The following is a 25,401-nucleotide window of genomic DNA, read 5'->3' on the forward strand; positions in this document are numbered from 1 at the left end:
CGGCGTTGTTCGTATAAAAAGAGGGATATTTATTTGCCGCGGTTCGCGTGAGCACGGATGCTCGGCCGCGTCTTCTCCGTGCCGCGACCGCGCCTGCGCATGCCGCGTCCCTTCATGCCGGCGGAGGTCTTGCCGCGCTCGGCACGACCGCGGTGAACGGGGTCTGCAATCCAGGCGAGCTGCCGGTCGCTCCGGATGGAGGGGTGGTTGCCGTCGACGAGGATGACCTCATACCACTTCTGCCGTCCGTCCTGACCGACCCAGTAGGAGTTCAAGACCTCCATGTTCGGGTACCGGCGGGCGGCACGCTCTTCGGCAAGCCGCTGCAGGCTCTTTGCGGGGGTGACCCGGCGCATACCCATGCGGGCGCTCCGGCGTCCGCGGACGTACCGGGACTTCCTGCGTCCGCCGCGGCGGATCTTGACGCGCACGACGGCGATCCCCTGTTTTGCCTTGTAACCGAGTGTCCGGGCTCTGTCGATACGGGTCGGCCGCTCCACGCGGACGATGCTTCCCTCGCGCCGCCAGACCTGCATCCGCTCCCAGAGGAGGTCGCTGACCTCCGACTCGTCAGGTTTCTTCCAGGCCTCGCGGACGTAGGCATACATTGATTTTGCCATGTTTCTATCACCTCAGGTTCAGCGTTTCCGCCACATTCCTTTCCGGGACGGGTCCCGGGGTTCTTTATCAGGTCGGCAGGAGACGATATAAATGCTCGTATCCGGCGGAACGTCGGGGCGAACGGCGTCTACTGCCCCTTCCGCTTCTCGACGACGCGGATGTCGCTGATCCGGGTGACCGGATACTGCCCGTCCTCGTCCTTCTCCGCCGACTTGACCATATCCCAGACGGTCAGGAGAGCGGTCGAGACGCCGGTGAGCGCCTCCATCTCCACACCGGTCTTCCCATACGACTTCACCGCCGCCGTCGCCTCGATGTAGCCGTCGCCTTCCGCGAAGTCGATGGTGATACTGCCGAGCGGGATCGGGTGGCACATCGGGATGAGCCGCGAGGTATCCTTCACCGCAAGCGTGGCGGCCACCCGGGCCGTCGCGAGTACGTTCCCCTTCACCGCCGTACCTTCGAGGATCGCCCGGAGCGTCTCCTCACGGAGGTATATCCGGCCGCTTGCGATCGCTTCGCGCGTGACGTCCGCCTTTCCGGTGATGTCCACCATGTGGGCGCGGTCGTTCTGGATATGGGTAAATTCAGCCATTCTATCTCCTTCCGAATACTTCGGCGGGGATATATTCAACAAGATCGGTTGCGGCCATCCCGTTGCCCCGCCCCCCGGCAGCACGCATCCCGGCGCGCCCGTTACCGTACGCGGCAACCGCAGCCGCCTCGAAGGCCGGGAGGTGGCAGAAGAGTGCTCCGGCGAGGCCGGCGAGGACGTCGCCCGTCCCCCCGACGGTCATCGCAGGGGTACCGGTCCGGTTGAACCGCACCCGCGTACCGTCCGAGATGATATCGACGGGGCTCTTGAGCAGGATGGTGCCGTCCCGGGCGGCCGACCGCACCGAGCGGGCACGGGCGGCGAGATCGTCCGGAAGCACATGCCCCGTCATCCGGGCAAACTCACCGGCGTGCGGCGTAGAGATCGTCTCCCGCGCCACCGGCAGCGGGTGCCGGAGGGCGTCGGCGTCGAAGACCGCCCGTCGCGCATTTTCCGCGATCGCCTGCACGACCGCATGGCTCTCTGTCCCGAGCCCCATCCCGCAGACGACGACGTCCGCCCGGTCGACGAGCCGGAGGATCGTCTCGAGGTGCTCCTCCGCAAGGTGGGTGCCGGCGAGAGGCTCGTAGATGAGGTCCGGCATCGGGATGGAGGCGGTCGAGGCGACCCTGACGAGATCGGCCCCGCCGCGGAGCGCTCCAAGGGCGGCGAGGTAGGGTGCCCCCTGGTAGGGACCGCCGCCGACGACCAGCACCTCGCCCCCCGCACCCTTATGTGCCGACGAGGCACGGCCGGGGACGAGGGTCAGGTCGCCGGGGCCGGTGAAGCACTCCGCCTCGAGCGGGATGCCGATATCCACGGCCTCGGCCGCATCCTGTTTCGGGCGGTGGAACGCGACGATCCGCGTCGCCCGGATGCCGGGGGTCGGGACGTCGGCGGCGACGACCGGCACGGCTGCCTCGTTCGCGAGGTCGGCGCAGGCGGCGAGCGGTTCGCGGAGGCTGCCCGAACCGCCGGTGCCGAGGATCGCATCGACGATGACGTCCGCGACCTCAAAGAGCCGGCGCAGCGCCAGCACGTCGGAGGTGCACCGGACCGGATGGAGGTGGACGGCGCTATGGGAGAGGAGCTGCAACTGGGCGGCGGTCTCCGGCGTCTTCCCCTCCGGACCCGGATAGACGACGTGCACCTCGCCGTCGTGCTGCAGGTAGCGGGCGGCCACCATCCCGTCACCGCCGTTGTTGCCCTTCCCGCAGAGAATAAGAACATTCTCCGGCCGGTATCCTCGCACAACCTCCGCAAGCGCCCGTCCGGCACTCTCCATCATCTGGAGCGACGAGAGGCCGAGCGCCATCGCGTTCTCCTCGATCACCCGCATCCCGGCCGCATCGACCGTCCCCGCTCCGCAGAACTCACGCAGTTCGTCCGGCATCACGCCTCATCACCCTCCGGCGTCTCATCAGAGGTGCTGTTGATCGTCATGCAATAGATACCTTGTGAAGCCGGGCGGACGCTCCGGATTGGGCCACAGAAAGGCCTCCTCCCACGTGCTCGTTTCCCGGCATGGGACGTCTCCCGATCCGGGGAACCGAGGCAACAATCGCAAGCGGGGTGGGGCGGGAGGGGAGGGGTTTTTCCCTCCCCTGTCTCCCGCGAAGATCCACAGACATCATCAACCCCACCCCACCCGGCCTCCGGCCTCCTCCCCCGCCCCCAGGGGCGGGAGGGCAGTCACGCAAACGGATATCGGCAGGAAGGAGCCGGAAGAACAGCGTCCGGCCCGTCCCCCCCCCGTTTTCCGGCGACGCCACCCTTTATTGAGCTACGGCACCCATAGTACAGAGCAATGGGACTCGGCGACGATATCAGGAGGGGGCTTTCGGCCATACGCGACGCGGACGAGGTGACGGTGATCTCCCACATCGACGCCGACGGCATCAGCACCGAATCGATCCTGGCGCAGGCGATCGCACGGGAAGGCATACCGGTAACATCGGTCTTCGTCCGGCAGCTCGAACCGATGGCGATGCGGCATGTCCCAAAAGACGCGTCGCTCAAGGTCTTCACCGATCTCGGCGCCGGTCAGCAGAGCCTCCTCGAGGAGCACGGTCTCTCCGCCGAGGAAGTACTGATCGTCGACCACCACGTCGCCCAGCCCTGCGAGACCGAGTACCAACAGGTCAACTGCCTCGACCACGGCTACACCAAGATGAGCGCCGCGGGCGTCGCCTACCTGATGGCAAAAGAACTCGACCCGGGCAACATCGATCTCGCAAAACTCGCGGTCGTCGGGAACGTCGGCGACATGATGGCCCGGGAGACCTGCGGCCTCGTCGGCCCGGCACGCGAGATCGTCGAGGACGGCGTCGCCGCGGGCAACGTCCTCGTCCGGAAGCGCGACCTGAACTGCTACGGCACCTCGACGCGGCCGATCCACGTCTGCCTCGGCTACAGCGACGACCCCTACATCGCCGGGATCAGCAACAACACCAGCGCCGCCCTCCGGTTCCTGCAGAAACTCAAAGTCCAGTTAAAGACCGGCGACGGGCGCTGGCTCGTCTGGGAGGAGCTCAGCCACGAAGAGAAGCGGACGATCATCAGCGCACTGACCCAGCAGCTCATCGCGAGCGGGAAAGAGACGGACCGCCTCCTCGGCGAGGTCTACCTCTTCCCGGACGAACCGGCGCGGACGCCGCTGCGGAACGCCTCGGAGTACGCCACCCTGCTGAACGCCTGCGGCCGCTGGGCGAAGCCGCGGATCGGCGCCGGCGTCTGCCGGGGCGACCGCGGGCCCGCCTACCGCGACGCCGAGTACATGCTCAGCCACCACCGGGCGATCATCCGCGAGCTCCTTCAGTATATTCTGGACGCCGGGGTGACGGAGCTCTCAAACCTCCAGTACACCCATACCGGCGAGAAGTTCCCGGACACGATCGTGGGGATCGGGGCGGGCATGGCGCTCTCCAAACTCAACTGGCGCAAACCGATCCTGATCATGAGCGCCGTCATCGACGATGCCGAGATCACCAAAGTCTCGGTGCGGACGAACGAGTGGGCGATCGCCCGGGGCGTCGACCTGCAGGACGCGATGATGAAGGCGTCCGAGGCGGTCGGGGGTGCCGGCGGCGGGCACAAGATCGCGGCGGGTGCGTTCATCCCGAAAGAGAAAGAAGAGGAGTTTGTCAACCGTGTCAACAGAATACTCAAAGAACAGTCTGCTCTCCAGGATCCGGACGATAGCTGATTTCCAGTTCGGCAGCGGGGCGGGAGACGCCCTCTTTCCGGAGACCTGCGAGTTTCAGCTCTCAACGACCGGGCGGATCCGGCAGGTGACGGACGCAGGGATCCGCCTCGCCACCGTGCGTGCCCAGGACGGCCGGCTGACGCTCGGGTTCGCCGCAGGAGTCCGCCTCCGTGAGGCTTTCCGTGCCCCGGCCGCCCGGGTCGTGGTCCGGGACGATGTCGCGCCGTTCGTCGCGGCCGGGAAGAACGCCATGGCGAAGCACGTGGTGAGCGCGGACGACTCTATCCGGGCGGGAGACGAGGTCCTCGTCGTGACGGCGGGCGACGAACTCCTCGCCACCGGCGCTGCGCTCCTCGGGGGCGCGGAGATGCTGGCATTTAATTACGGAGTAGCAGTAAAAGTACGGCAGGGAAGGGATTCACAATGTTTCCAGGAAAAATGAACCCGAAAAAGATGAAGCAGATGATGAAGCAGATGGGCATGGAGATGGACGAGCTCGAGGGCGTCGAGAAGATCGTCATCTACACGGCAGACGGCAACTACGTCTTCGACAACGCAAGCGTGGTGGCAACGACGATGCAGGGCGTCACCTCCTACCAGATCACCGGCGACGCACGCTTCGAGGAGGCGGTTCCCGAGATCCCGGACGAAGACGTCGCCCTCGTTGCTTCCCAGACGGGCGCCACCGAGGATGCCGCCCGGGCAGCACTGGCCGAGACCAGAGGCGATATCGCCGAAGCCATTCTGAAGCTCGCGCAGTGATGATCGAGGAAGGCGACCGCGTACTCCTCACCGGGGAGAAGCGGGAATACTTTGTCCGTGCAGGCGAGGGGCAGCTCTCCACCGACCTCGGGGTGCTCGACCTCTCTGCGCTCGTCGGCGCAGCCCCGGGCGACACTGTCGCCACGCATAAAGACGTCCGGTTCACGGTTCTTATCCCGCGGCCGACCGACTTCTTCACCCACGCCCGCCGGAGCGGCGCGCCCATGCTCCCGAAGGACATCGGGATGGTGATCGCCTATACCGGCATGAACCGCCGCGACGAGGTGTTGGACGCCGGAACCGGGAGCGGTATCGCCGCAATCTACTTCGGGAACATCGCCGCACGGGTGGTCACCTGCGAGGTGCGCCCGGAGTTTGCCCGCCTTGCCGAAAAGAATATCGAGAACGCCGGGCTTGCGAACGTCGAAGTGCGCGCCTGCGACGTCCTGGAGGCGGACGGCTCCTACGACGTCGTCCACCTCGACATGGGCATCGCCGCGGCCCACGTCGAGCACGCGTGCTCTCTCGTGCGGCCCGGCGGCTACTTCGCGAGCTACACACCCTTCTTAGAACAGACGTTCACCGTCCAGGACGCCGCGCAGCACCTCTTCCGGGAGGTGCACACCTACGAGTGTATGGAGCGCGAGCTCGTCCGCTCGGGGCGCGGGACGCGGCCGTCCACCCGGGTCGGCCACAGCGGCTATATCACGATCGCGCGAAAATAGATTTTAACAGCGCTTCCCTTTTTCTTCGGGGAGCGGGTTCTCCCACCCGGTGTACCCGCAGTAGATGCAGCAGTCTCCCCCGCAGTGCGGGCATATCCGTGACGGCTGCAGCACCAGAACCCAGCCTTTCTTGTTGCAGTACAGGCACCCGAGCCCCCCGCAGTGGTTGCAGGTCTCGCGAGCGTACTCGCCTTCCATCTCCGCCATGTTCTTTACCTGGTCTTTCGGATCTGACAAAGGTTGTGATCGGGGAGGGGCAACGCTGCCATCACTCTAATAGGATTGAGGAAGATACCTTGTAGAGGACAGAGCATCCCGGCGGAAGAGGCATCCCCCGCCCGGGCTCCCTGCCACGATTTCCGGAAGGTCAGGCATGAAGAACCATATCATCTCGATCAGAGATTTTACCCGGAGGGAGATCGATTATCTGCTTGAGAAGGCCGGCGCATTCGATACCCGTTCTTACGACCGCCACGCCCTTGACGACAAACTCATCGCCCTCCTCTTTTTCGAACCGAGTACGCGCACTAGGATGTCCTTCGAGACGGCGATGGCACGCCTCGGCGGGAAGTCGATCAGCGTCGACAGCGTCGAGGCGAGCTCGATCGTCAAGGGAGAGACGCTCGCCGACACAATCCGGGTGGTGAGCGGATACGCAGACGCCATCGTGCTCCGCCACCCGAAAGAAGGGGCGGCACGGCTCGCGAGCGAGTTTGCGAGTGTGCCGGTCATCAATGCCGGGGACGGCGCCGGGCAGCACCCGTCCCAGACACTCCTCGACCTCTACACGATCCGCCAGTCGATGCCGCTCGACGGCATCAACGTCGGGATGCTCGGCGACCTGCGCTACGGCAGGACGGCGCATTCGCTCGCGCACGCGCTCTCCCTCTACGGGGCGGCGCTGCACACCATCGCGCCGCCGGGGCTCGAACTGCCGGCGAACATCCTCCACGACCTCCGCGACCGGGGGATGGAGGTCATCCAGCACGAGGACGTGAGCGACGTCATCAACGAACTCGACGTCCTCTACGTCACCCGCATCCAGCGGGAGCGGTTCCCTGACTCCGCGTCGTTCTACAACGTCACCTCGAGTTACCGGATCACCCCCGAGCTCCTGGGCGGCGTGCAGGAACACCTGCTGATCCTCCACCCCCTGCCGCGCTCCGGCGAGATCGACGCCGCCGTCGACCGCCTGCCCTACGCACGCTACTTCGAGCAGTCAAAGAACGGGGTGCCTGTCAGGATGGCGCTCCTCCACGAGGTGATGCAATGACCGAAGAGAGTCAACCGATTCGCGGGCTCCTCATCAGCCCCATCAGGAGCGGTACGGTGATCGACCATATCACCGCCGGCGAAGCCCTGAACGTGCTGAAGATCCTCGGGATCACCGGGTCGACGACCGAATCGATCAGCGTCGCCACCAACGTGGCGAGCCACCGGATGGGCAGGAAGGACATCGTCAAGATCGAGAACCGGGAACTCCGGAAAGAAGAGGTCGACCGGATCGCCCTGATCGCCCCGCAGGCGAAGATCAACATCATCCGGGAGTACCGGGTCTTCGAAAAAAAGGGCGTTGAGATCCCGAAGATCCTGCGGGGTGTCGTGCGCTGCCCGAACCCGGGCTGCATCACCAACACGAACGAGCCGGTGGAGAGTACCTTCGAGGTGCTCGACAAAGGGCTGCACTGCCTTTACTGCGACTGGTGGATCAAGACCGACATCGCAAGCCACATCATCTGATCACCCGGCCGTAGCGGTCGATCTCGCCCCGGTGAATGCGGGTGCTGGAGATCCGCCGCCCGTCCTCGGCGAGCACGCAGCGGATCTCATGGATATCAACCTCTTTTCGCCCGAGGTTTCTGCGACGCTCGTTGATCTCGACGGCGACGGGATAGGTCTCCTCCGAGACCACCAGGACATCGAAGTCGGCCTCCAGCGCCGATCCGAACCGGTCGGAGAGGGGTTCGATATGCCATTCTGCGGCAACGCCGCTCTCCCGGATGAACTCCTCGATCTCGTGCATCCTTTCGGCGTACGGGCGGACAGGGTGGGTCTTGCTCCCCGCAAACGCGTCGGTCGTTATTCCGATCGTCACGTCGCCGCCCGAGCCGGCGGCCTGAAACGAGTGGACGAGCAGTTTTTTGTGCCCTGCGTGCAGGGGATCGAACGTCCCGCCGACCATCACTCTCATTGTCGGGAAAGGTTGCGCCTCCGGAGTCTTATGCATAGTGATCGCTCCCGGTGCGTCCGTCGGAATGGAGAGCATTTTGTATGACCGCATCAAATAGTAGACGTACTATGGAGAGCGGCATTGTTGCAGGCTCGCGGGTCTTCGTCGCGGGGAACGCAACGGTCATCGGAGACGTCACCCTCGGCGACGACGTGAGCATCTGGTTCGGTGCCGTCGTGCGTGCCGACCGGGACCGCATCGCCATCGGTGCGGAATCGAATGTGCAGGACAACGCCGTCGTCCACACAACACCCGGCTTTCCGGTCACCGTGGGAGCACAGGTCTCGGTCGGGCACGGCGCCATCCTGCACGGCTGTACGATCAGCGACCGCGTCCTCGTCGGGATGGGTGCGATCGTCCTGAACGGTGCAATCGTCGGCGAAGGTTCCGTCATCGGCGCCGGAGCGGTGGTCACCGAAGGGAAAGAGATCCCGCAAAATTCCCTGGTGCTCGGGGTGCCGGGCAGGGTGGTGAAAGAGACCGATGAAAAACAGCGTGAAGGAATTATCAGAAATGCAACCGTATACAGCGACCTTGCCGGGAGGTACCGGGCATGACTGACGTCGCGGTGATCGGGGCGGGCGTCGCCGGGATCCAGGCGGCGCTCGACCTCGCCGACCACGCCGTCCACGTCCACCTGATCGAACGCGAACCGACGATCGGCGGGCATATGGCGCAGCTCGACAAGACGTTCCCGACGAACGACTGCTCGATGTGTATCCTCTCCCCGAAGATGGTGGAGGTGGCGCGCCACCCGAATATCACCATCCACACCTGCACCGAGGTCGCATCGGTCGCGGGCGAGGTCGGCAATTTTTCCGTGACGATCCGAAAAAAGCCCCGCTACATCAACGAGGCGGAGTGCAACGGCTGCGGCGACTGTATCGGGGTCTGCCCGGTCGAGGTCTACAACGAGTTCGACGCCGGGATCGGCGTCCGAAAAGCCATCTACAAGCCCCACCCCCAGGCGGTGCCCGACATCGTCGTCAAGGATAACGAGCACTGCATCGAGTGCGGGCTCTGCTACGATATCTGCGGGAGGGACGCAGTGCTCCGGGAGGATGCCGAGAAGGAAGAGACCCTCACCGTCGCCGCGGTCGTCGTCGCGACGGGGTATGCGACCTTCGACGCCCGCCGGAAGGACCAGATGCGCTACCTCGCCGCCCCGGACGTGATCACCAGCCTCGAGTTCGAGCGGATGATCTGTGCGTCCGGCCCGACCGGCGGGAAACTCCGGCGGCTCTCGGACGGGACGACGCCGGGGAGCATCGCCTTCGTGCAGTGCGTGGGTTCGCGCGACGTCTCCATCGACCGCCCCTACTGCTCCGGCGTCTGCTGCATGTACGCGATGAAGAACGCGATGCTCATCAAGGAGAAATCTCCCGATACGGAGGTCGTCATCTTCTACAACGACATCCGGGCATACGGCAAGGGTTACGAGGAGTACTACGAGCGGGCGCAGAAGATGGGCGTCCGGTTCCTCCGCGGATTTCCCGGCGAGGTGGTGGCGGGCAGCGGCAGGATGACCCTGCAGGCCGAGGACACCGAGACCGGCGAGGTCAAGACGTATCACCCGGACCTCGTCGTCCTCTCGGTCGGGCTCGAACCGGCGCCGGGAGCCGCCGCGATCGCCGAACGCCTGGGCATCGAGCAGGTCGAAACAGGTTTCCTCGCCGCACGGGACGAGAAGATTGCACCCGTGCGGACGATCCGGCCCGGGATCTATATCGCCGGAGCCGCCGCAGGCCCCCGCGACATCCCTGATTCCGTGGCGATGGGCGGTGCAGCGGCGATGCGGGCATTCCTCGATACCCAGCGGGTGGCCTGAAGGGATGCCAAAGGCCACGACCACCATCGCGTGGGACCCGGATACCGAGAGCATCCTCTTCATCGACCAGACGGCACTGCCCCGCCGCTACGAGGTCGTCCGGTGCAGCAGCGTCGAGCGCCTCGCCGAGGGTATCCGCCGGCTCGAGATCCGGGGGGCGCCCGCCCTCGGCGTCGCGGGAGCCCTCGGCGTCGCCCTTGCGGCGTTGACGAGCAGGAAGCCCGATCCGGACCGCTTCCGAAGCGACGTCCGGAAGGCGGCGGAAGTACTCCGCAGCACCCGCCCGACGGCGGTGAACCTGGCATGGGGGGTAGACCGGGTGCTCGACCGGGTGCTCACGGCGCCGTCGATCGAAGAGGCCCGCGCCCGCGCCGTCGCCGAGGCGGTCGCCGTCGCCGACGAGGACGAGGCGGTCTGCAGGACGCTCGGCGATTATGGGGCCGACCTGATACCGGACGGGGCGACGGTGCTCACCCACTGCAACGCCGGGGCGCTCGCCTGCCGGGCGTGGGGGACGGCGCTCGGCGTTGTCCGCTCCGCCGTCGCCGCCGGAAAAGAGGTGCGGGTGATCGCCTGCGAGACGAGGCCGCTCAACCAGGGCTCCCGCCTGACCTGCTGGGAGATGGCGCACGAGGGGATCGACGTGACGCTGATCACCGACTCGTCTGCCGCGTACCTGATGCAGACCGGCGCCGTCGACCTCGCCATCGTCGGGGCCGACCGGATCACCCATGACGCGGTCTTCAACAAGATCGGCACCTACATGCACGCCGTCTGCGCACGTCACCATGCCATCCCCTTCTACGTCGCCGCGCCCCTCTCCACCTTCGACCTCGTCCACATGGCAAAAGATATTACCATTGAAGAGAGAAGCCGTGACGAACTCGCCTGGTGCGGTGACCGGCAGCTCGCCCCCGAAGGCGTGCGGGTGCTGAATCTCGCCTTCGACGCCACGCCGCTCGATCTCGTCACCGCGATCGTCACGGAAGCAGGGGTGCTGCGCCCGCCCTACAGAGAGGCGTTCGCGTCCGCCAGGCGGGGGGATGCGCGATGATGATATTCGATTCAGGTCTCTGGACGTCGCTGATGACCGCCATCGGCGAGATCACGACGATGATCCTGGTGGGACTCCTCCTCGCGGGGGTCGCGGTCGCCGTTATTGCGTTCTTCTCCATAACGAACGGAACATTCTACTTCCCGCGGATCCTCAAGCCCGGCATGGTGCTGATGGAGGGGCTGGTCCGGGCGATCTGCAAGCTCCTCGGGCTCGACGACAAGGACCTGCTGACGTTCTTCATCAGGCTCCATAACGCGATGAACACCAAGGCCTTCACCGAGATTCCCCTGGAAAAAAGGGCGGTCTTTCTCCCCCAGTGCCTCCGGTCGTCGCGGTGCCCGGCCCACCTGACCCCGGAGGGCTTGAAGTGCATGAACTGCGGCCGGTGCGGTATCGGGGAGCTCAACCGGCGGCTTGAGAAGACGGGATACCGGGTCTTCATCGTCCCCGGCTCCACCTTCATCAAACGGATGATCAAACAGTACCGGCCGGAGGGCATCATCGGCGTCGGGTGCCTGATGGAGGTAAAAGAGGGGCTCGATATGTGCGACCGGTTCGGGATTACGGCGCTCGGCGTCGTGACCCTGAAGGACGGGTGCGTGGAGACGCTGGTGAACTGGAGCGAGGTGCTCGAGACGGCGCTTATCGGCCTTGACACCCAGTTAGATCCCGTAGACCTTCACTGCCCGGCCGACTAGGCGCTCGCTCTTTATTTTTCCGTAGACGTAGATCGTCTCGCTGCTGCTGACGTCGCCGACGACGACGCCGGGGCGGAGCGTGATATCCCCTCCCGCCTCGATGGAGTGAAGACGGGCGTTGTCGCAGACAGTGGCGTTCTCCTGCACGACAACCGAGCCTTTTATCTTCGCGTCGTGGCCGATGACGACGCTTCTGCTCTCCACTCTTCCGCCGACGGTCGAGAGCGGGCCTAAGTCAAGGTTACCCTCCACGATGAGGTTGCCCCAGATATGGGTCTCCGGAGGGGTGATGAAGTTGCCGTCGATCCTGACGTTGCCGTCAAAGAACGACCCCTTCGGTGCGATATAGGTATCCCCGTGCCGGTAAATCTTCATAAATATCTCCCATTATGCTCAATCCGGGAATATATTAAATTTTCATAATGCGGATGCAGGAGATACAACAGGTTTGCGAGAATCGGCGGGCGCTGCGGGGACGGCGGGCCGCTACACGACGGCGGCCACCGTGAAGACACCGAGCGCCAGGAACATCCCGATGCGGAGGATCGCCGTCGCCTTCGAGTCCCTGACGCAGGCCGGTGTCGTGCAGAGGAGCCCTTTTGCGGCGCCGGCGAGGATGATCAGGTCGACCACGCCGATCCCGACCAGGTACACCGGCCCCCACCAGGTCCCGACCGGAAGGTAGCTGACGATGACGGCACCGGCGGCGCAGGCGAACGCGATGAACCCGGTCCGCCGCACGCCGACGATCATCGGGAGCGTCCTGGCGCCGCCTGCCGCGTCGCCGTCCACGTCCTCGGCATCCTTCAGGAGTTCCCGGCCGACGGTCGCGAGGAAGGTGATCCCGGCGAGCGGCAGGTTCTGCACGAGGCCGTCGATCCCGGCGAACGCCCCGCCGAAGAGGAAGATGCTCGCCGCAAGATAGGCGACGGCGACATTCCCAAAAAGCGGCGTCTTCTTGAGACTGGCAGCGTAGGCGACGAGGATGAGCGAGTTTGCGACGGCGAAGGCGAGGCAGTAGATGTTCGTGAAGACGCTCGCCGCAATGCCGGCAACGAAGAGGAAGACTGCGTAGATGCGTGCCCCTGCGAGGGTTATCTCCCCGGACGGCAGCGGCCGCGAGGGGCGGTTGATCCGGTCGATCGCAAGGTCGTAGATGTCGTTGATCACGTTGCCGCCGGCGGTGATGAGGGCGACGACCGCCACCAGCATGAGGGCCGCCGGCACGAGGGTCCCGGTGGCGATGAGGTAGCCGAGCACGGCCGCGAACCCGGCGGCGACGGCGTTATGCGGGCGCGTTATTCTGAAAAGCGCAGGCAGACTCATTGTGTTGCGGGAAATGTCGACGGGGAAACTAAAGAACCGATCGATCCGCTGTTCGCGCGCAAAAAGGAAGCGGGCTTGGGGGGATTTGAACCCCCGGCATTCAGCTTAGGAGGCTGACGCCATGTCCTGGCTAGGCCACAAGCCCACGCTGTGAGCATAGTACTTTCTCATAAAAAGGTATAAGGATATCGAACATCCACATTTGATGGCAATATGGACTATAGTGAGGTAACGGAAGGAAATACGCATTTTTTTGTGCCCAGGCAGGATCCTTGCCATACCTTCCCGCCGGCGAGCACCCCGGTCTTTTATAATCCGCGCATGGAACTGAACCGGGACGCGACGGTGCTGCTTCTTACGCATCTCCGGCCGTCGGACTATCTGGACGCCATGGGCGCCTCGGGGGTGCGGGGGCTCCGCGTCGCCCGCGAGTGCGGCATCCCGGTGACGATCAACGACCGCGAACCCGGGGCGGTCGACCTGATCCGGCAGAACGCCGCCGCCCTCGGCGACGTGGTCGCGGTGACGCACCAGGACGTCAACGTGCTGATGAGCGGCCGCAGTTTCGACGCCGTCGACCTCGACCCGTTCGGTTCGCCGGCACCCTTCGTCGACGCCGCCGTACGCAGCGCCCGGCGCTACCTCTTCGTCACCGCGACCGACACCGCCCCGCTCTGCGGCGCCCACCTCAAAGCCGGAATGCGCCGTTACTTCGCCCGGCCGATGAACACCGAGTACCACGGCGAGGTCGCGCTCCGCATCCTGCTCGGGTTCGTCGTCCGGGAGGTCGTCAAGTACGACCGCGGCGTAGAGCCGGTCTTCTGCTTTGCGCGGGAGCACTACGTCCGCCTCCACCTGCGGCTGCTGCGCGGGGCGGCCGCCGCCGACCGCACCCTTGCCCGGATAGGCTACATCATGCAGTGCCCGGGCTGCTTCGAGCGGACGGAAACGGCGGGGCTTCTCCCGGAGCCCTGCCGGTGCGACCGGTGCGACGCGGCGATGGCGCCGATCGGCCCCCTCTGGCTCGGAGCCATCAACGACCACGCGACGCTTGCGGCCCTGCGGGAGCGGGCGGAGGCGATGCCGCTCGGCTCGAAGGTCCGGCTGACACGGCTCCTGGACGTCCTTGTGCAGGAACTCGACACCTCAAGCCACTACGACTATCACGTGATCGCAAAAGCGGAGAAGGTCTCCCCGACCGGGATGGAGACCGTTCTTACACGGCTCACCGCGCTCGGCTACCGGGCGAGCCGGACGCATTATGCGGGAACCGGGATCAAGACCGATGCACCGCTCGCGGTGCTGAAAAGCGTTATTCGATAGGCAGCCTGCCGACATCTGAGAGTTTATCACTTAAGCAGCGGTCATGCATGCGCAAGATTCCGGCAAACCTGCCTGGGCATTGTCGATCTGAAAAGGGAAGGGTATCAGCTCGCCAGTCCAAATTGGCCTCTCACATTGCTCTTCCGTGCTCCATTCCGCGGGGCGATCAGACACAATTACTTAGATATCCTTGTTGTGAACTTCGGGGAGCGCGAGTCTTGGTGTTGTCCATAATATGAGCGGGAAACGCAAATAGCAATCATTTAAGATGGAACGCCCAAAACAATACCAATAAGAGATCATGAACCCATAATCCGGGGGGTGGATTCCCCCGGTGCTCATCAGTCAATACCAGGAAATGTTCATGTTTCGGACATTACGGAGGTATGTCAAGATTGACAGTAACCTCTCTCGTATTGCCCAAACGAATTTTGATCGAGATGGACATTGTCATTTCACCTCCTTGTAAGTTTTTACCGTAGTGTTCCTCATCGGATTTTGTGAGAATCCTCGGAACAGTATTTGGTATTACAGACAGGTTTATATAGGCATATCATTTATTGATATTTCAAAAAAATAGACCGAATGTTTTAAGTTAAAATGGTGAATAATACTAAACCATACTCACGAGTAGTATCCCACTCCGAGTATCGAAATGGAGCAATGTTCAGAGTGAGTCGGGAATTGTTCATTGAGATCACTTGGACATAAGGTTACACCTCGAAGTAAGTTTTTGCCGTCCTTGAGCCCTGTGTTGTGAGTGGGGCTCAAGGGTTTCCATTAAAGACACAATCGCTTAGACTAATTTTACTCTTCCTGTTCACATCCCTTGGCCAAAAACCAAATGCCCAATGGACGAAACAACAAATCGAAGACTTTCATGAAAATCAAGTTTGTCACAACTGCGACACCATAATGAGGGTTAATCAACAGGTTCAAGCGACTTCTCGAATACAACGAAATTGGCGGAAATCTAACCGAGGGACAAGAGGCAGACTATCATGCAGCAGCACTCTCTGGAGACTACGGAGACTGGGGAACGAACTGCACTACATACCAATGCCCAAAATGTCAAAAAGTCGTAGTAATCGAGATCGGGTGAATCTATACGGGACCATTGGCTAGAATCCAGGAGGACATCCTAAAATTATAAGACCTCTCAGATAATATTCCGGATCATGGCCTTCCGGGAAATTGACGATGATCTCTGGGAAATCATCCGGAAATACCTCCCCTCGACGAAGCCGCACATCGGCCGACCACGGCGTGATCCCCGCGGGTTGATCAACGGTATCCTGTACGTCCTGACTACCGGGTGCACCTGGCACGACGTACCGGAAAAATATGGCACGAAATCGACGGTTCATCGGTATCACCTCGAACTCTGTGAGAGAGGGGCGTACCAGGCGATCTTCCTCGACCTTCTCCAATCGGGATACGAGATCCGAAAAGTCGATCTCACGCATTGTTCCACCGATACCAAGGATATCGTGGCTAAAAAAGGGGATCAACCGGCTATGATGGCTATAAGAAGGTAAACGGGAACAAGCTGAGTGCCCTGGTCGATCGAAATGGTCTCCCGCTTGCCTGCACGGTTTCACCTGCCAATACCCACGATTCACGGCTCTATGAACCAACCCTCGAAGCGTTTGAGATTCCCGGGACGGAGGAGCAACCAATGATCATCTCGGCAGATGCGGCTTATGATGCCCGGGAGATTCGTCAGTACAACCGGAACCGGGGAATCAGGAGCAATATCCCGGTAAACAAGAGATCCCGGAGACATCCGAAACGAGGACGGCCATGCTGGTTCGATCCGGAACTCTACAAGAAGCGCAGTGCCGTCGAGCGGTTCTTCAGCTGGATTGAGGCGTTCAAGAAGATTACTCCACGGTTTGAACGCTATGAGCACTCATTCCTCGGGCTGATCCATCTGGCATGTGCCATGATGATCCGGAGAATTTTGGGATGAGTTCCAGGATACAGCAACAGAGCGATTAAAGAACATCTACGACAGTTGCCCCCTCAGGTTGGCCGATACACCTAATAAGATGAAAAGAGTGTCGATTTATGTCTGCGAGCACATCCGTCACGGGGACCGCTCTACAATCTTCCGGCGCCCCCGGCGTTCCATCACGCGGCCGATCGGAACATGGAACCCGGGCATCTGTTCATACCCCTTTTCAGTCGCTCGCACCACATCGACGCATACGATACGCGGATAGGCTGCCTGCGTGATCAGCAGCGGGTGACGACCGTCAGGACGTCCCCGTCGCTGAGGGTGTGCGCAAGGCCGACCCGCTGGGCGTCGTGCTTGACCGAGTTGCCCCAGACCTTTGCGTACCGGAACTTCTCCACGAAGTCGCGGTGGAGCCGGTTGCAGACGTCCTCGACGGTCGCGGGGCTCCGGATGACCAGCGGCTCGTCCATGTCGGCCGGCCCGCCGACGGGTTTTAGGAAGACCCGCATGAACCCGAGATTGTCGTAGATGGCGTCCTTGAGCTCCTCGATGTGGTAGCCGCTGTAGGCCGAGAGCATGATCGGCGGCTGCCCGAAGCGGTTCTCCATATCCTCTTCGATCTCGGCCCGCGACTCCGCGTCGACGAGGTCGACCTTGTTGACCGCGATGAACGCCGGGACGTAGACGCGGTTGCCGAACATGGCGTCGATGAAGTCGTCCTGCGACACGTCGCCGCGGATCAGGACGTCGGCGTTGACTATCTTGCTCTCCGCGAGGATCGAGCGGATGTCGTCGATATCGAGCTCGGCCGTCCCGACGGTGTTCAGCCTGACACCGCCGCTCCCCGCCTTTTTGATGGTGACGTCCGGCCGGATGCGGTTGATCCGGATGCCGGCGTCGTAGAGTTCGCGGAGCAGCACGTCGACGTGCTTTTCGTTGAAGACGTCCACCAGCACCAGGATGAGGTCCGCGCCCCTGACGACGGCGATGACCTCTTTCCCGCGCCCCTTGCCGATCGCCGCGCCGGCGATGAGCCCGGGTATATCGAGGACCTGGATCTTCGCGCCCCGGTGCTCGAGTGCGCCCGGGATCACCGTCAGGGTGGTGAACGCATACGATGCGGTCTCACTCTCGGTGCCGGTGAGCGTGTTGAGCAGCGTACTCTTACCGACCGACGGGAACCCCACGAGGACGACCGTCGCGTCGCCGGACTTCTTGACCGAATACCCCTCCCCGCCGCCGCTCGACGCCATGGCACGCGCTACGGCCTCGTCCCGGATCTTCGCGAGCTTCGCCTTGAGGCGGCCGATGTGCTTCGATGTCGCCTTGTTGTACGGGGTCTTCTTTAATTCGTCTTCGATTTCCCGTATCTGCTCTTCTACACTGCTCATTGTTTGTTCATATACGTATGATCGAGAGCTACTTATTGGTGACTGTGGCCGCTATCGGCGGAATGAAACCGCGTGCCGGGCGAATACGGCCGCAATCGGTCTGCGAACGGCATCGCTGCCCGCCACGCCGAGAAGAATACATTTAAGTACCACTGCGTCCAACAATATAGAGCACACCACGTGCGCTGCTATAGTGTAGTCCGGCCAATCATGTAGGACTCTCACTCCTACGACTGGGGTTCGAATCCCCATAGCAGCATTCCTTTTTCAGGTTCGAATCTTTTCGCCAGCGTTGTATCATCTGTTTCGACCTCTCTTGCACGGCAGTGTTTCCGGCACAGCCATCCGGGAGGCTTTTGCCAAAGGCCCGCGCCGACGCCGACCTCATTACCGGGTTTGCGACGCAGGTCCGGGCAAGCGCACGGGGTCACCCCGGGCAGTACGGCATCATCCGGCAGGAGGGGCCGCAGAGTGTGAAAACGGTTGTCGAGGCCGCCGAAGCGGTCGCGGAGGCCCCGAACGATCCGGAGACGTTCGCGATCTCCTCGAAGCCCGGGCGGGGAGGACCTGCGGGGAGACGTGACCGGGGAAACTCGACTCCGAGATAGCAGGCTTCTTCACCCTCGTCACCGACTGCATCGGTGCGCAGTAGGTCGGCCCACAGGATGGGAAACGAGGGTATCCTTACCGGAAATATCCGGCGATAAAAATTGCCCGGCTGGCGACATCGACGAAGTATCAGAACAGAGGCATCGGGTTTCTGATGCTCGGCGAGGTCCTGGCGCTCACGATAAAGCTGTCCGGGTACGTCGGTTGCAGGATCATCACTGTGGACTCGAAACGCGAATCCGTAGGATTCTACGAGAAGTTCGGGTTCAAACGTGCAACCAGCAAACTCTCCGACCCGGTCCACCTGTATATGGACTACCACAAACTGCTGGAGGAAGAGCACCTGACGGGATGAGGGTGCGATTTTGGGCTTACTTAGCGTGGTGCAGGGACGGATCGAAGCCCGGGCGAGGATGGTGAGCGAGCTTATCGAGGAGAAGAAGCGGAAGGGCGAGCGGTGATCCATTCCGCCCTACCCTTTTCGCCGCAGGGCTACCTTTTCCAGCACCCCACCATATCATGTACGGTAACCAGGGCTAACGGTGCACCGTGCACCGCTCCCTCCGTTAAGCAGACTTAACGTAGAAGAAGATATACCGCTGTAAGTAAACTAAAGTTATCATAGAGATCATTCATCTCGCAGGTGATCCATGCAAGAGAGCCGAAGTGGAGATTTTGTTCATCAAAAAGACGGCTATAACGCTTTCATACCAAAAGGCCTCCCGCCCGATCCGCCGATCGCGTACGACGAAACGCTGCAGTGCCTGCTCTCCGAAGCCGACCGGGCGCTTGCACGGCTCGACGGTATGTCGATGACGCTCCCGAACCCGGACCTGTTCATCGCGATGTACATGAAGAAGGAGGCGTTGCTGAGCTCGCAGATCGAGGGGACGCAGGCGTCACTCAAAGGAGTCCTCGAATTCGAGGCGAACCTGAAACCGAGAGATAACATCAACGATCTCCGCGAGGTCATCAACTATCTGCGGGCTATGGACGACGGGCTGAAACAGATCAAGAGCACTCCAATATCCCTGAACCTCGTCAAGGATATCCACCGTATTCTGATCAAAGGCACGCGGGGATCGGATCGGCAGCCGGGGAATTTCCGGACCGTCCAGAATTACATAGCCCCGTCAGGAGCAACCTCCATCAGCGATGCCGTCTTTGTCCCGCCACCCCCACAGCGTGTGGACGACCTGATGAAAGATCTGGAGGACTTCATCCTCTCGAAAGACTCTACCCCACCACTCATCAAGATCGCGCTCATTCACGCTCAGTTCGAGACCATCCACCCGTTCCTGGACGGAAACGGCCGGATGGGACGGATGCTCATCACGTTTTATCTCTGCTGGAAGGGGATTCTCGCACGGCCTCTCCTGTACTTGAGTATCTACCTGAAAAGGCACCGGGAGGAGTACTACCGGATTCTCAACAATATCCGGACGGACGGAGAATGGGAGGCATGGCTCACGTTCTTCCTGCGCGGGGTCGTTGAGGTCTCGAATGAGTCGCTTGCGTCGGCAAAAGAAGTGATCCGGCTGAAGGACGACGTTGTCGATACGCTTCTTAAGAACAATATCGGCGGGGCGAACGCCGTGAAACTGGTGTATGCACTCTTCGACGAGCCGATCATCACCGCGCCGGAGGCGGCGAAGGTGCTCGGGGTGAGCGGACCGGCCGCCTACCAGTTGATTAAGAAGCTCGAGGATATCGGCATCCTGAAAGAGATTACCGGAAAGCAGCGATTCAGGCAGTACATGTTCGCGGATTATATCGCGATCATCGAACGGGGGACCCGAACGGGTCCGTGAGACGAGTGCGGACTATGACCTATACTATCTGGATTATTCCGAGCGACGAGGACGAGGGGTTCATCGCCGTCGTCCCGGAGCTTGCCGGCTGCTCTGCATTCGGTGAGACCGAAGAGGAGGCTTTCGGCGAAGCGGCGGTGGCCGTCGACCTCTGGCTCAAGACCGCCCGGCAGGAGGGGCGGGAGATCCCGGAGCCGGGCGGCCGGGAGAGCCTCGCGGATATTCTTGCAGGGAAGGGTGGCTGTCGCGAGCAGATGGCGTGACCTCTTTTTGATAAGACATGATTTTGAAGGGGGAGGAGCACATCTCCCCAAACAATTCGGCACCTTTCGGTATCGAGCGTTTACACATTCACTTCCACCACCGTTGCCCACTCTTTTTAATCCGGGTTTCCCCACGCTGAATCAAGCGGTGCACGAAAACCGGCCTCTCCCTTCGAGAACGTCGACACACCGCAAAGTACAGCAACGAGGTTACGCATGAAACGAAAACCGCGACCCGTAACCCGGGACGACATCGAGGCCTTCGAGAAGCAGTATCCGCTGTATCGGGGCATCGGGAGACTGATGCTCCGCGAGGGCATCTGGATCCTGGTAGAATCGAAAAGAGAACGCGAATCTATCTGCGGCGGCAGCCGGGCACACCAAAATGTTCACAGCACCAGGATGCACCAGGCCGCCAATGGTACTCGGCACTGCAACGATATAAGCGTGTCCGCCCCCGGAGCGTGCCCGCGATGAGTCCGGAGGGACAGGCACCGAACGCGGTCCCGCTCTATCTCGTCGCACAGGTGGTGGCAAACGCGGTCGGCCGGCACGGCAAGGCACTCCGGGAGATCCACATCATCCGGACGGCCGGCCACTACTACACAGTCACGGCCATAACCGGGCAGGAGGCGGGCGGCAATGAATACTGAACCCGGGACGATCTCCTACGGCCTCGGCGGGGTGCTCCACATCCTTGTCGACGCCGAGCGTTACCGGATCGAGCCGGAGGACGTGAAGGCGCTGCTCTTCTCCGGGCGGGTGGTGCCGATCACCCAGGACTGCTCGAAGGCCAAGCGGGAGGACTACCTGATCTGCGACGTCGCCATCGAGGGGCATGCCGCGATCAACCGCTCCGGCAAGGCCGTTGCGCTCCACACCCGCGTCGGGTCGTACATCGTCCCGGTGGTCAGCCTGCAGCGGGTGGCGCGGGGCGAGGCTGTGAGCGCTCCGCTCTTCCCGATTATCCCGGGGGAGACGGGATGAAAGACGAACTGCTCCGGGCGGCGGCCGTCATCGCCCCCGAAGGCGTCGTCGAGGTGCGGGCGCTCGCCGAGAGCGCCGTCCACTCCGGCTACTTCGACGATCGTGCGGAGCTTGCCGAGCGGGCGGAGGTGCTCGACGCCGATCCGTCGGTCGGCGGGATCTACGTCACCCTCAACCCTGTGAACGGAGCGCTCCTCTCCCGGCGGGCGAACCGGATCAAGATGCGGCTCGGTAAGAAGGACGCGACCACGGCCGACGCCGATATTGTGAAACGGCGCTGGCTGCCGATCGATATCGACCCAGTCCGGCCGAGCGGGGTCTCCTCGACCGAGGAAGAGCACGACCTGGCGCTGGCGACGGCCGAGAAGATCGCCGCATGGCTCGCAGAAGAAGGTTTCCCGGTGCCGGTGCGGGCCGACTCCGGCAACGGCGCCCACCTCCTCTACCGGATCGATCTGCCGAACGACGACGTGGCGACGGATCTTGTGAAGAACTGTCTCACCGTCCTCGACGCCCTCTTCTCCAATGGAAAGGTTACGGTTGACACCGCAAACTACAACGCCGCCCGGATCTGGAAACTCTACGGCACGGTCTCGCGGAAGGGCGACAACACGGCGGAGCGGCCGCACCGGAGGGCGAAGCTCCTCTCCGTTCCAGAGGAGATAGATATTGTTCCGCTGGAGCAGCTCACGCACCTCGCCGGGCTGCTCCCAAAAGAGGAGCCGGCGCCGAAGCGACCGAACGACAACGGGTTTGCCATCGACCTCGCCACCTGGCTCCTCGATCAGAACATCGCAGTGCGGTCGACGCGGCCGTACCGCGGCGGCACGCTCTACACTCTCGAGGACTGCCCGTTCTCCTCGGCGCACAAAGACGGCGCCTTTGCGATCCAGTTCGCGAACGGCGCGATCTTCGCCGGCTGCCACCACCAGAGCTGCGGCGGCGGTGCGCAGCGTTGGCCGGAGCTCCGCGACCGCTACCGCCCGCGGGAGAAGCGGACACTGATACCGAAGAGGAAGGAGGACAAATCCGACCCTCCTCCTGCTCCGCCGGAGGACGAGCACCACCGCCGGGCGATGGAGATCCTCCGCCAGGGCGACCCGCTCGGGTTCCTGCTCGAGACCTTCTACAGGTCCCACGTCGGCGACCGTATCGTCGCGGAGTGTCTGGTCCTGTCGGTCGCCTCGCAGTCGGTGATGAACACCAAAGGCCTGCACGTCGCGATCTCCGGTAACTCCGGGAAGGGCAAGAGCCACGCCTGTTCGACGATGCTCAGCCTGATCCCGGAGGCCTACAAGATGACCGGCACTGTCTCCAACAAGGCGCTCTACTACGCCGACGACCTCCGGCCCGGGACGGTGATCCTCTTCGACGACACGACGCTCTCAGATGATCTGCAGGAGGTCCTGAAAGCAGCGACGTCATCCTTCCACGACCCGATCGAGCACCGGACGCTCACCTCGGACCGGCAGCTCCGGGTCTGCAGCATCCCGGAGCGGTGCGTCTGGTGGCTCGCCAAGGTCGAGAACCCGGGCGATGACCAGGTGATGAACCGGATGCTCACGGTCTGGATCGACGACTCTGCCGAGCAGGACCGGGCGGTGCTCGAGCACCTCAAGCGGGTTGAGGCCGGCGAGCAGCCGAAGGGCGATGGCCCGGACGTCCTGACCGCCCGGGCACTCTGGGCAGCCATCAAGCAGCACCGGATCTTCGTCCGGATCCCGTTCGCCCGGCGGATCCAGTTCTCCAGCGCCGCGAACCGCCGCAACCCGGCGATGCTCTTCGACCTGATCAAGTGCCACGCGGCTTTGCGGTTCCTGCAACGGGAGCACCGGGAGGCCGGTGGCATCACCCAGATCGAGGCGACGCGGCAGGACTTCGAGGCCGCTGCCCGGCTCTACGGCGCGATCAACCAGGAGGGCGGCGGACAGGACTCGAAGATGACCCGTAACGAGGCGGCGGCACTGGCGACGATCGCCCGGATGGGGTGGGAGACGTTCACGGTCCGGATGCTGCAGCAGGCGACCGGATTGTCATATCATCAGGTCCGGCGAATCCTGCAGGGCTACTCCGCCCGGGGGATGACCTACTGCGGCCTCCTCGAGAAGTGCCCGGCCATCAGCGTGGTGGACGCGACCGTCATCGACGAGAGCACCGGGACGACCGTCCGCCGGCACGAGCGCCACTTTCAGTTCGATATCGAGCGTTACCGGGAGTGGGTGGCAGAGCTCGCGGTCTGGCTGGAAGACGAGGATGAAGGTGCGGGGGAGGAGGGCTCCCCGCCGCCTCCGGACGGGTGTTGCAACACCGGTTGCAAACAGGAGTGCAAAGGGGTGTGCAAAGGGGTGTGCAAAGAGATCGAGGAGGAGTGTTCGGGGCATTCCGGCGATGAATCCGGAAATAACGAAGATCTGGTCGAGATCGATCGCGACGATCCGAGGTCGTTTGCAACAATTTCCGGATCGCACGGCACGCCCGATCTAACTCCACCGGAAGAACAGCCTGATCACGTGCACGAACCCTCGAAGCTGTGCGTTTTCGGATCTGTTGCAAACGAAAAAATCGAAAATGGCAATGTATCGAGGAATCTAAAATTCCCTGACGTATCAAAGAGTTCGGTCGCGAAAAGTGTTTGCACTCATGTTTGCACACCCCTTTGCAACACCATGTACAACAGTGTTGCAACACCCGTCCGGCCGCTGCCCGGACTGCTCGATCACCGGGCCTTCGAGCGGGCGCGCGTGGAGCTTGGCCGGTGCGATATCTGCGGTACCGGGAAGGCGGTCTATCGCTCCCGCGAGGCGCAGACGAACATCTGCCAGGGGTGTTATGCCCGGCTGGTGCGGGAGTGGAACGCGAGGGAGGGGGTGCGGTGATCCCGGTCGATCCCCTGCAGGGGCCGGCGGTGAAAAGCGCTGTGAAACACAGGCAAAATTCGTCACCTGATGATACTGCACAGTTCAAGGAGGCAGTTCTAGGATGCAAGAAAATAGACCGAAAGGTGAGTTATGGGCATGAAACCGGAATTCAGAGCAGAGTAGGTGCCTTAATCAAAAGGGTCGGGCACCGGTATGTGACAAGCAGATCCATCCACTTTCAGGAGAAGATTATGCATCAGCCAGTATTGACAGGAGAAATGTGTCATCAGTGCACTGGTGAGAACGGGGTACCCTTATCCCATTTCAAAAGATTGATTATCATCCCCGGTGATACTCCGATTCAGAACAAGAAACTATTATCATCTGCCGCCCATATATCAAGGAGTGTGAAATGAGCGGATATCGAAACCCACCGGTTATTGAGGCTGTCTGTGAATTTCGATTCCCACCGGATACACCATGGGATGCTGCCATTCCTGAGCGCCTCTATGAGCGGTTAAAAGAGGAGTTCCCCCACAGAGAAGTTCAGAAAGGGCAGGAACTTGAGATAACGCAAGGTAATTCCGGAGTCAGTCAAAAGGTCATATCGGTGGAGCGTACAATACTCTACTCGGAGAACCGTAAGATCCTGCTTCATATCGGGAACCATATTCTTGCGATCAACTGCCTGCAGCCGTACCCGTCCTGGAAAGTCTTCCAGCCTAAAATTCAACAGACATTCAACGCCATACAGGAGGTGACTGGGATCACAGGAATCGACCGGATCGGCCTCATGTACCTAGATAAGATAGAGATCCCGGAAGAGACCGGAAAACTTAAAGATTACTTCAATTTCCACCCGGGTATCGGAGAACATCTTCCTCAAAAATTCGTCAATTTCATAGTGGGGTGTGATTTTCCCTTTGCCGACATGCGGGATATTTGCCGCCTGCAACTCACACGCGCTATGCAGGAAAAACCGGGAAATTCGGCATTTATCCTGACAACAGACTACTTCCTCGCAAAACGGCAGGCGATTGCTCCAGACGAAGTGTTTGAATGGCTCGAGAATGCACATAGAGAAGTGCGAGAGATCTTTGAAGGAAGTGTGACGGACAAATTGAGATCGCTGTTTGATCTGGAGGACTGAAT

General features: G+C 62.0%; 30 protein-coding genes and 2 tRNA genes. 23 read left to right on the forward strand and 9 right to left on the reverse strand.

The window, feature by feature from the left end:
- Positions 1-29 precede the first annotated feature (29 nt).
- The 3 genes from FGU65_RS03755 to FGU65_RS03765 form a co-directional block, all read right to left on the reverse strand.
- A complete protein-coding gene (locus FGU65_RS03755) occupies positions 30-620 on the reverse strand; it encodes a 50S ribosomal protein L15e (RefSeq protein WP_301663078.1) in 591 nt (196 codons plus the stop codon).
- Positions 621-748: 128 nt separating this feature from the next.
- On the reverse strand, positions 749-1,216 hold the full coding sequence (moaC, locus tag FGU65_RS03760; protein ID WP_301663079.1) for a cyclic pyranopterin monophosphate synthase MoaC: 468 nt from the start codon (positions 1,214-1,216) through the stop codon (positions 749-751).
- A 1-nt stretch (position 1,217) separates the two neighbouring features.
- Positions 1,218-2,609, reverse strand: coding sequence for an NAD(P)H-hydrate dehydratase (locus FGU65_RS03765; RefSeq protein WP_301663080.1), 1,392 nt, complete (start codon positions 2,607-2,609; stop codon positions 1,218-1,220).
- A gap of 414 nt (positions 2,610-3,023) precedes the next feature.
- Between FGU65_RS03765 and recJ the strand changes: the two genes are divergently transcribed.
- From recJ to FGU65_RS03785, 4 genes are read left to right on the forward strand one after another with little or no spacing between them, the layout of a single operon-like run.
- Positions 3,024-4,421, forward strand: coding sequence for a RecJ family nuclease (gene recJ, locus FGU65_RS03770; protein WP_301663081.1), 1,398 nt, complete (start codon positions 3,024-3,026; stop codon positions 4,419-4,421).
- Positions 4,366-4,863: a PUA domain-containing protein gene (locus FGU65_RS03775; RefSeq protein WP_301663082.1), complete on the forward strand. Its 498-nt coding sequence runs from the start codon at positions 4,366-4,368 to the stop codon at positions 4,861-4,863. Before recJ ends, FGU65_RS03775 begins: the two co-directional genes overlap by 56 nt.
- Positions 4,845-5,183, forward strand: a complete 339-nt coding sequence (locus FGU65_RS03780; RefSeq protein WP_301663083.1) for a nascent polypeptide-associated complex protein — start codon at positions 4,845-4,847, stop codon at positions 5,181-5,183. Before FGU65_RS03775 ends, FGU65_RS03780 begins: the two co-directional genes overlap by 19 nt.
- Complete coding sequence (locus FGU65_RS03785; RefSeq protein ID WP_301663084.1) at positions 5,183-5,908, forward strand: methyltransferase domain-containing protein; 726 nt, start codon at positions 5,183-5,185, stop codon at positions 5,906-5,908. The genes FGU65_RS03780 and FGU65_RS03785 overlap by 1 nt, the downstream gene beginning before the upstream one ends.
- Before the next feature lie 3 nt (positions 5,909-5,911).
- Here the strand turns inward: FGU65_RS03785 and FGU65_RS03790 are convergent, their stop codons facing one another.
- Positions 5,912-6,115: a hypothetical protein gene (locus tag FGU65_RS03790; RefSeq protein ID WP_301663085.1), complete on the reverse strand. Its 204-nt coding sequence runs from the start codon at positions 6,113-6,115 to the stop codon at positions 5,912-5,914.
- 166 nt (positions 6,116-6,281) lie between these two features.
- On the opposite strand from FGU65_RS03790, the gene pyrB reads away from it, so the two are divergent.
- Both pyrB and pyrI read left to right on the forward strand, forming a co-directional pair.
- On the forward strand, positions 6,282-7,181 hold the full coding sequence (gene pyrB / locus FGU65_RS03795; RefSeq protein ID WP_301663086.1) for an aspartate carbamoyltransferase: 900 nt from the start codon (positions 6,282-6,284) through the stop codon (positions 7,179-7,181).
- A complete protein-coding gene (gene pyrI / locus FGU65_RS03800) occupies positions 7,178-7,648 on the forward strand; it encodes an aspartate carbamoyltransferase regulatory subunit (RefSeq protein ID WP_301663087.1) in 471 nt (156 codons plus the stop codon). The genes pyrB and pyrI overlap by 4 nt, the downstream gene beginning before the upstream one ends.
- On the opposite strand, the gene FGU65_RS03805 is transcribed toward pyrI, so the two are convergent.
- The gene (locus FGU65_RS03805; protein ID WP_301663088.1) at positions 7,641-8,099 is read right to left on the reverse strand and encodes a phosphopantetheine adenylyltransferase; all 459 of its coding nucleotides are present in this window, start codon (positions 8,097-8,099) and stop codon (positions 7,641-7,643) included. The genes pyrI and FGU65_RS03805 overlap by 8 nt on opposite strands.
- A gap of 107 nt (positions 8,100-8,206) precedes the next feature.
- On the opposite strand from FGU65_RS03805, the gene FGU65_RS03810 reads away from it, so the two are divergent.
- Genes FGU65_RS03810 through FGU65_RS03825 form a run of 4 tightly spaced genes read left to right on the forward strand, consistent with a single transcriptional unit; the run spans position 8,207 to position 11,721 of the window.
- Entirely contained in the window at positions 8,207-8,695 is a 489-nt protein-coding gene (locus tag FGU65_RS03810; RefSeq protein ID WP_301663089.1) for a gamma carbonic anhydrase family protein, read from the forward strand.
- On the forward strand, positions 8,692-9,966 hold the full coding sequence (locus FGU65_RS03815; protein ID WP_301663090.1) for a CoB--CoM heterodisulfide reductase iron-sulfur subunit A family protein: 1,275 nt from the start codon (positions 8,692-8,694) through the stop codon (positions 9,964-9,966). The genes FGU65_RS03810 and FGU65_RS03815 overlap by 4 nt, the downstream gene beginning before the upstream one ends.
- Positions 9,967-9,970: 4 nt before the next feature.
- Positions 9,971-11,020 (forward strand): S-methyl-5-thioribose-1-phosphate isomerase, encoded by a 1,050-nt coding sequence (gene mtnA / locus FGU65_RS03820; protein ID WP_301663091.1) that lies wholly within the window; start codon positions 9,971-9,973, stop codon positions 11,018-11,020.
- Positions 11,017-11,721, forward strand: coding sequence for a DUF116 domain-containing protein (locus FGU65_RS03825; protein ID WP_301663092.1), 705 nt, complete (start codon positions 11,017-11,019; stop codon positions 11,719-11,721). Before mtnA ends, FGU65_RS03825 begins: the two co-directional genes overlap by 4 nt.
- On the opposite strand, the gene FGU65_RS03830 is transcribed toward FGU65_RS03825, so the two are convergent.
- From FGU65_RS03830 to FGU65_RS03840, 3 genes are all read right to left on the reverse strand, one after another.
- Positions 11,686-12,096 (reverse strand): bactofilin family protein, encoded by a 411-nt coding sequence (locus FGU65_RS03830; protein WP_301663093.1) that lies wholly within the window; start codon positions 12,094-12,096, stop codon positions 11,686-11,688. The genes FGU65_RS03825 and FGU65_RS03830 overlap by 36 nt on opposite strands.
- A 111-nt stretch (positions 12,097-12,207) precedes the next feature.
- On the reverse strand, positions 12,208-13,047 hold the full coding sequence (locus tag FGU65_RS03835; RefSeq protein ID WP_301663094.1) for a geranylgeranylglycerol-phosphate geranylgeranyltransferase: 840 nt from the start codon (positions 13,045-13,047) through the stop codon (positions 12,208-12,210).
- Positions 13,048-13,117: 70 nt separating this feature from the next.
- A tRNA-Arg gene (locus FGU65_RS03840) sits at positions 13,118-13,192 on the reverse strand.
- 68 nt (positions 13,193-13,260) lie between these two features.
- On the opposite strand from FGU65_RS03840, the gene FGU65_RS03845 reads away from it, so the two are divergent.
- The 3 genes from FGU65_RS03845 (at position 13,261) to FGU65_RS03855 (ending at position 16,342) form a co-directional block, all read left to right on the forward strand.
- Complete coding sequence (locus FGU65_RS03845; protein ID WP_301663095.1) at positions 13,261-14,370, forward strand: tRNA (guanine(10)-N(2))-dimethyltransferase; 1,110 nt, start codon at positions 13,261-13,263, stop codon at positions 14,368-14,370.
- A 1,178-nt stretch (positions 14,371-15,548) separates the two neighbouring features.
- Complete coding sequence (locus tag FGU65_RS03850) at positions 15,549-15,908, forward strand: transposase (RefSeq protein WP_301663096.1); 360 nt, start codon at positions 15,549-15,551, stop codon at positions 15,906-15,908.
- A 20-nt stretch (positions 15,909-15,928) separates the two neighbouring features.
- Positions 15,929-16,342, forward strand: a complete 414-nt coding sequence (locus FGU65_RS03855; protein WP_301663292.1) for an IS5 family transposase — start codon at positions 15,929-15,931, stop codon at positions 16,340-16,342.
- A 266-nt stretch (positions 16,343-16,608) separates the two neighbouring features.
- Here the strand turns inward: FGU65_RS03855 and FGU65_RS03860 are convergent, their stop codons facing one another.
- Complete coding sequence (locus tag FGU65_RS03860; protein WP_301663097.1) at positions 16,609-17,721, reverse strand: OBG GTPase family GTP-binding protein; 1,113 nt, start codon at positions 17,719-17,721, stop codon at positions 16,609-16,611.
- A gap of 184 nt (positions 17,722-17,905) precedes the next feature.
- On the opposite strand from FGU65_RS03860, the gene FGU65_RS03865 reads away from it, so the two are divergent.
- From FGU65_RS03865 to FGU65_RS03910, 10 genes are all read left to right on the forward strand, one after another.
- Positions 17,906-17,980 (forward strand) — tRNA-Glu (locus FGU65_RS03865).
- 97 nt (positions 17,981-18,077) lie between these two features.
- The gene (locus FGU65_RS03870; RefSeq protein WP_301663098.1) at positions 18,078-18,329 is read left to right on the forward strand and encodes a hypothetical protein; all 252 of its coding nucleotides are present in this window, start codon (positions 18,078-18,080) and stop codon (positions 18,327-18,329) included.
- Positions 18,330-18,424: 95 nt separating this feature from the next.
- Positions 18,425-18,685: a GNAT family N-acetyltransferase gene (locus tag FGU65_RS03875; protein ID WP_301663293.1), complete on the forward strand. Its 261-nt coding sequence runs from the start codon at positions 18,425-18,427 to the stop codon at positions 18,683-18,685.
- Between the two features lie 295 nt (positions 18,686-18,980).
- Positions 18,981-20,141 (forward strand): Fic family protein, encoded by a 1,161-nt coding sequence (locus tag FGU65_RS03880; protein WP_301663099.1) that lies wholly within the window; start codon positions 18,981-18,983, stop codon positions 20,139-20,141.
- Between the two features lie 14 nt (positions 20,142-20,155).
- On the forward strand, positions 20,156-20,404 hold the full coding sequence (locus tag FGU65_RS03885) for a type II toxin-antitoxin system HicB family antitoxin (protein WP_301663100.1): 249 nt from the start codon (positions 20,156-20,158) through the stop codon (positions 20,402-20,404).
- Positions 20,405-20,877: 473 nt separating this feature from the next.
- On the forward strand, positions 20,878-21,057 hold the full coding sequence (locus FGU65_RS03890) for a hypothetical protein (protein ID WP_301663101.1): 180 nt from the start codon (positions 20,878-20,880) through the stop codon (positions 21,055-21,057).
- Complete coding sequence (locus tag FGU65_RS03895; protein WP_301663102.1) at positions 21,047-21,391, forward strand: hypothetical protein; 345 nt, start codon at positions 21,047-21,049, stop codon at positions 21,389-21,391. The genes FGU65_RS03890 and FGU65_RS03895 overlap by 11 nt, the downstream gene beginning before the upstream one ends.
- Positions 21,388-24,267 carry an MTBMA_p00010-related P-loop-containing protein gene (locus FGU65_RS03900; RefSeq protein WP_301663103.1) on the forward strand — a complete coding sequence of 960 codons (2,880 nt, stop codon included), beginning with the start codon at positions 21,388-21,390 and terminating at the stop codon, positions 24,265-24,267. Before FGU65_RS03895 ends, FGU65_RS03900 begins: the two co-directional genes overlap by 4 nt.
- The gene (locus FGU65_RS03905; protein ID WP_301663104.1) at positions 24,264-24,665 is read left to right on the forward strand and encodes a hypothetical protein; all 402 of its coding nucleotides are present in this window, start codon (positions 24,264-24,266) and stop codon (positions 24,663-24,665) included. Before FGU65_RS03900 ends, FGU65_RS03905 begins: the two co-directional genes overlap by 4 nt.
- Positions 24,662-25,399, forward strand: a complete 738-nt coding sequence (locus tag FGU65_RS03910; protein WP_301663105.1) for a TIGR04255 family protein — start codon at positions 24,662-24,664, stop codon at positions 25,397-25,399. The genes FGU65_RS03905 and FGU65_RS03910 overlap by 4 nt, the downstream gene beginning before the upstream one ends.
- Positions 25,400-25,401: the final 2 nt, after the last annotated feature.

The sequence above is a fragment of the Methanoculleus frigidifontis genome (genome assembly GCF_030464345.1).
In the GTDB taxonomy this organism is placed as follows: domain Archaea; phylum Halobacteriota; class Methanomicrobia; order Methanomicrobiales; family Methanoculleaceae; genus Methanoculleus_A; species Methanoculleus_A frigidifontis.

Coding starts and splice junctions, on each gene's coding strand:
- FGU65_RS03755 (WP_301663078.1), bottom strand. CDS start 620: ATGGCAAAATCAATGTATGCCTACGTCCGCGAGGCCTGGAAGAAACCT.
- moaC (WP_301663079.1), bottom strand. CDS start 1,216: ATGGCTGAATTTACCCATATCCAGAACGACCGCGCCCACATGGTGGAC.
- FGU65_RS03765 (WP_301663080.1), bottom strand. CDS start 2,609: ATGCCGGACGAACTGCGTGAGTTCTGCGGAGCGGGGACGGTCGATGCG.
- recJ (WP_301663081.1), top strand. CDS start 3,024: ATGGGACTCGGCGACGATATCAGGAGGGGGCTTTCGGCCATACGCGAC.
- FGU65_RS03780 (WP_301663083.1), top strand. CDS start 4,845: ATGTTTCCAGGAAAAATGAACCCGAAAAAGATGAAGCAGATGATGAAG.
- FGU65_RS03785 (WP_301663084.1), top strand. CDS start 5,183: ATGATCGAGGAAGGCGACCGCGTACTCCTCACCGGGGAGAAGCGGGAA.
- FGU65_RS03790 (WP_301663085.1), bottom strand. CDS start 6,115: ATGGCGGAGATGGAAGGCGAGTACGCTCGCGAGACCTGCAACCACTGC.
- pyrB (WP_301663086.1), top strand. CDS start 6,282: ATGAAGAACCATATCATCTCGATCAGAGATTTTACCCGGAGGGAGATC.
- pyrI (WP_301663087.1), top strand. CDS start 7,178: ATGACCGAAGAGAGTCAACCGATTCGCGGGCTCCTCATCAGCCCCATC.
- FGU65_RS03805 (WP_301663088.1), bottom strand. CDS start 8,099: ATGAGAGTGATGGTCGGCGGGACGTTCGATCCCCTGCACGCAGGGCAC.
- FGU65_RS03810 (WP_301663089.1), top strand. CDS start 8,207: ATGGAGAGCGGCATTGTTGCAGGCTCGCGGGTCTTCGTCGCGGGGAAC.
- FGU65_RS03815 (WP_301663090.1), top strand. CDS start 8,692: ATGACTGACGTCGCGGTGATCGGGGCGGGCGTCGCCGGGATCCAGGCG.
- mtnA (WP_301663091.1), top strand. CDS start 9,971: ATGCCAAAGGCCACGACCACCATCGCGTGGGACCCGGATACCGAGAGC.
- FGU65_RS03825 (WP_301663092.1), top strand. CDS start 11,017: ATGATGATATTCGATTCAGGTCTCTGGACGTCGCTGATGACCGCCATC.
- FGU65_RS03830 (WP_301663093.1), bottom strand. CDS start 12,096: ATGAAGATTTACCGGCACGGGGATACCTATATCGCACCGAAGGGGTCG.
- FGU65_RS03835 (WP_301663094.1), bottom strand. CDS start 13,047: ATGAGTCTGCCTGCGCTTTTCAGAATAACGCGCCCGCATAACGCCGTC.
- FGU65_RS03845 (WP_301663095.1), top strand. CDS start 13,261: ATGGACTATAGTGAGGTAACGGAAGGAAATACGCATTTTTTTGTGCCC.
- FGU65_RS03850 (WP_301663096.1), top strand. CDS start 15,549: ATGGCCTTCCGGGAAATTGACGATGATCTCTGGGAAATCATCCGGAAA.
- FGU65_RS03860 (WP_301663097.1), bottom strand. CDS start 17,721: ATGAGCAGTGTAGAAGAGCAGATACGGGAAATCGAAGACGAATTAAAG.
- FGU65_RS03880 (WP_301663099.1), top strand. CDS start 18,981: ATGCAAGAGAGCCGAAGTGGAGATTTTGTTCATCAAAAAGACGGCTAT.
- FGU65_RS03885 (WP_301663100.1), top strand. CDS start 20,156: ATGACCTATACTATCTGGATTATTCCGAGCGACGAGGACGAGGGGTTC.
- FGU65_RS03890 (WP_301663101.1), top strand. CDS start 20,878: ATGAGTCCGGAGGGACAGGCACCGAACGCGGTCCCGCTCTATCTCGTC.
- FGU65_RS03895 (WP_301663102.1), top strand. CDS start 21,047: ATGAATACTGAACCCGGGACGATCTCCTACGGCCTCGGCGGGGTGCTC.
- FGU65_RS03900 (WP_301663103.1), top strand. CDS start 21,388: ATGAAAGACGAACTGCTCCGGGCGGCGGCCGTCATCGCCCCCGAAGGC.
- FGU65_RS03910 (WP_301663105.1), top strand. CDS start 24,662: ATGAGCGGATATCGAAACCCACCGGTTATTGAGGCTGTCTGTGAATTT.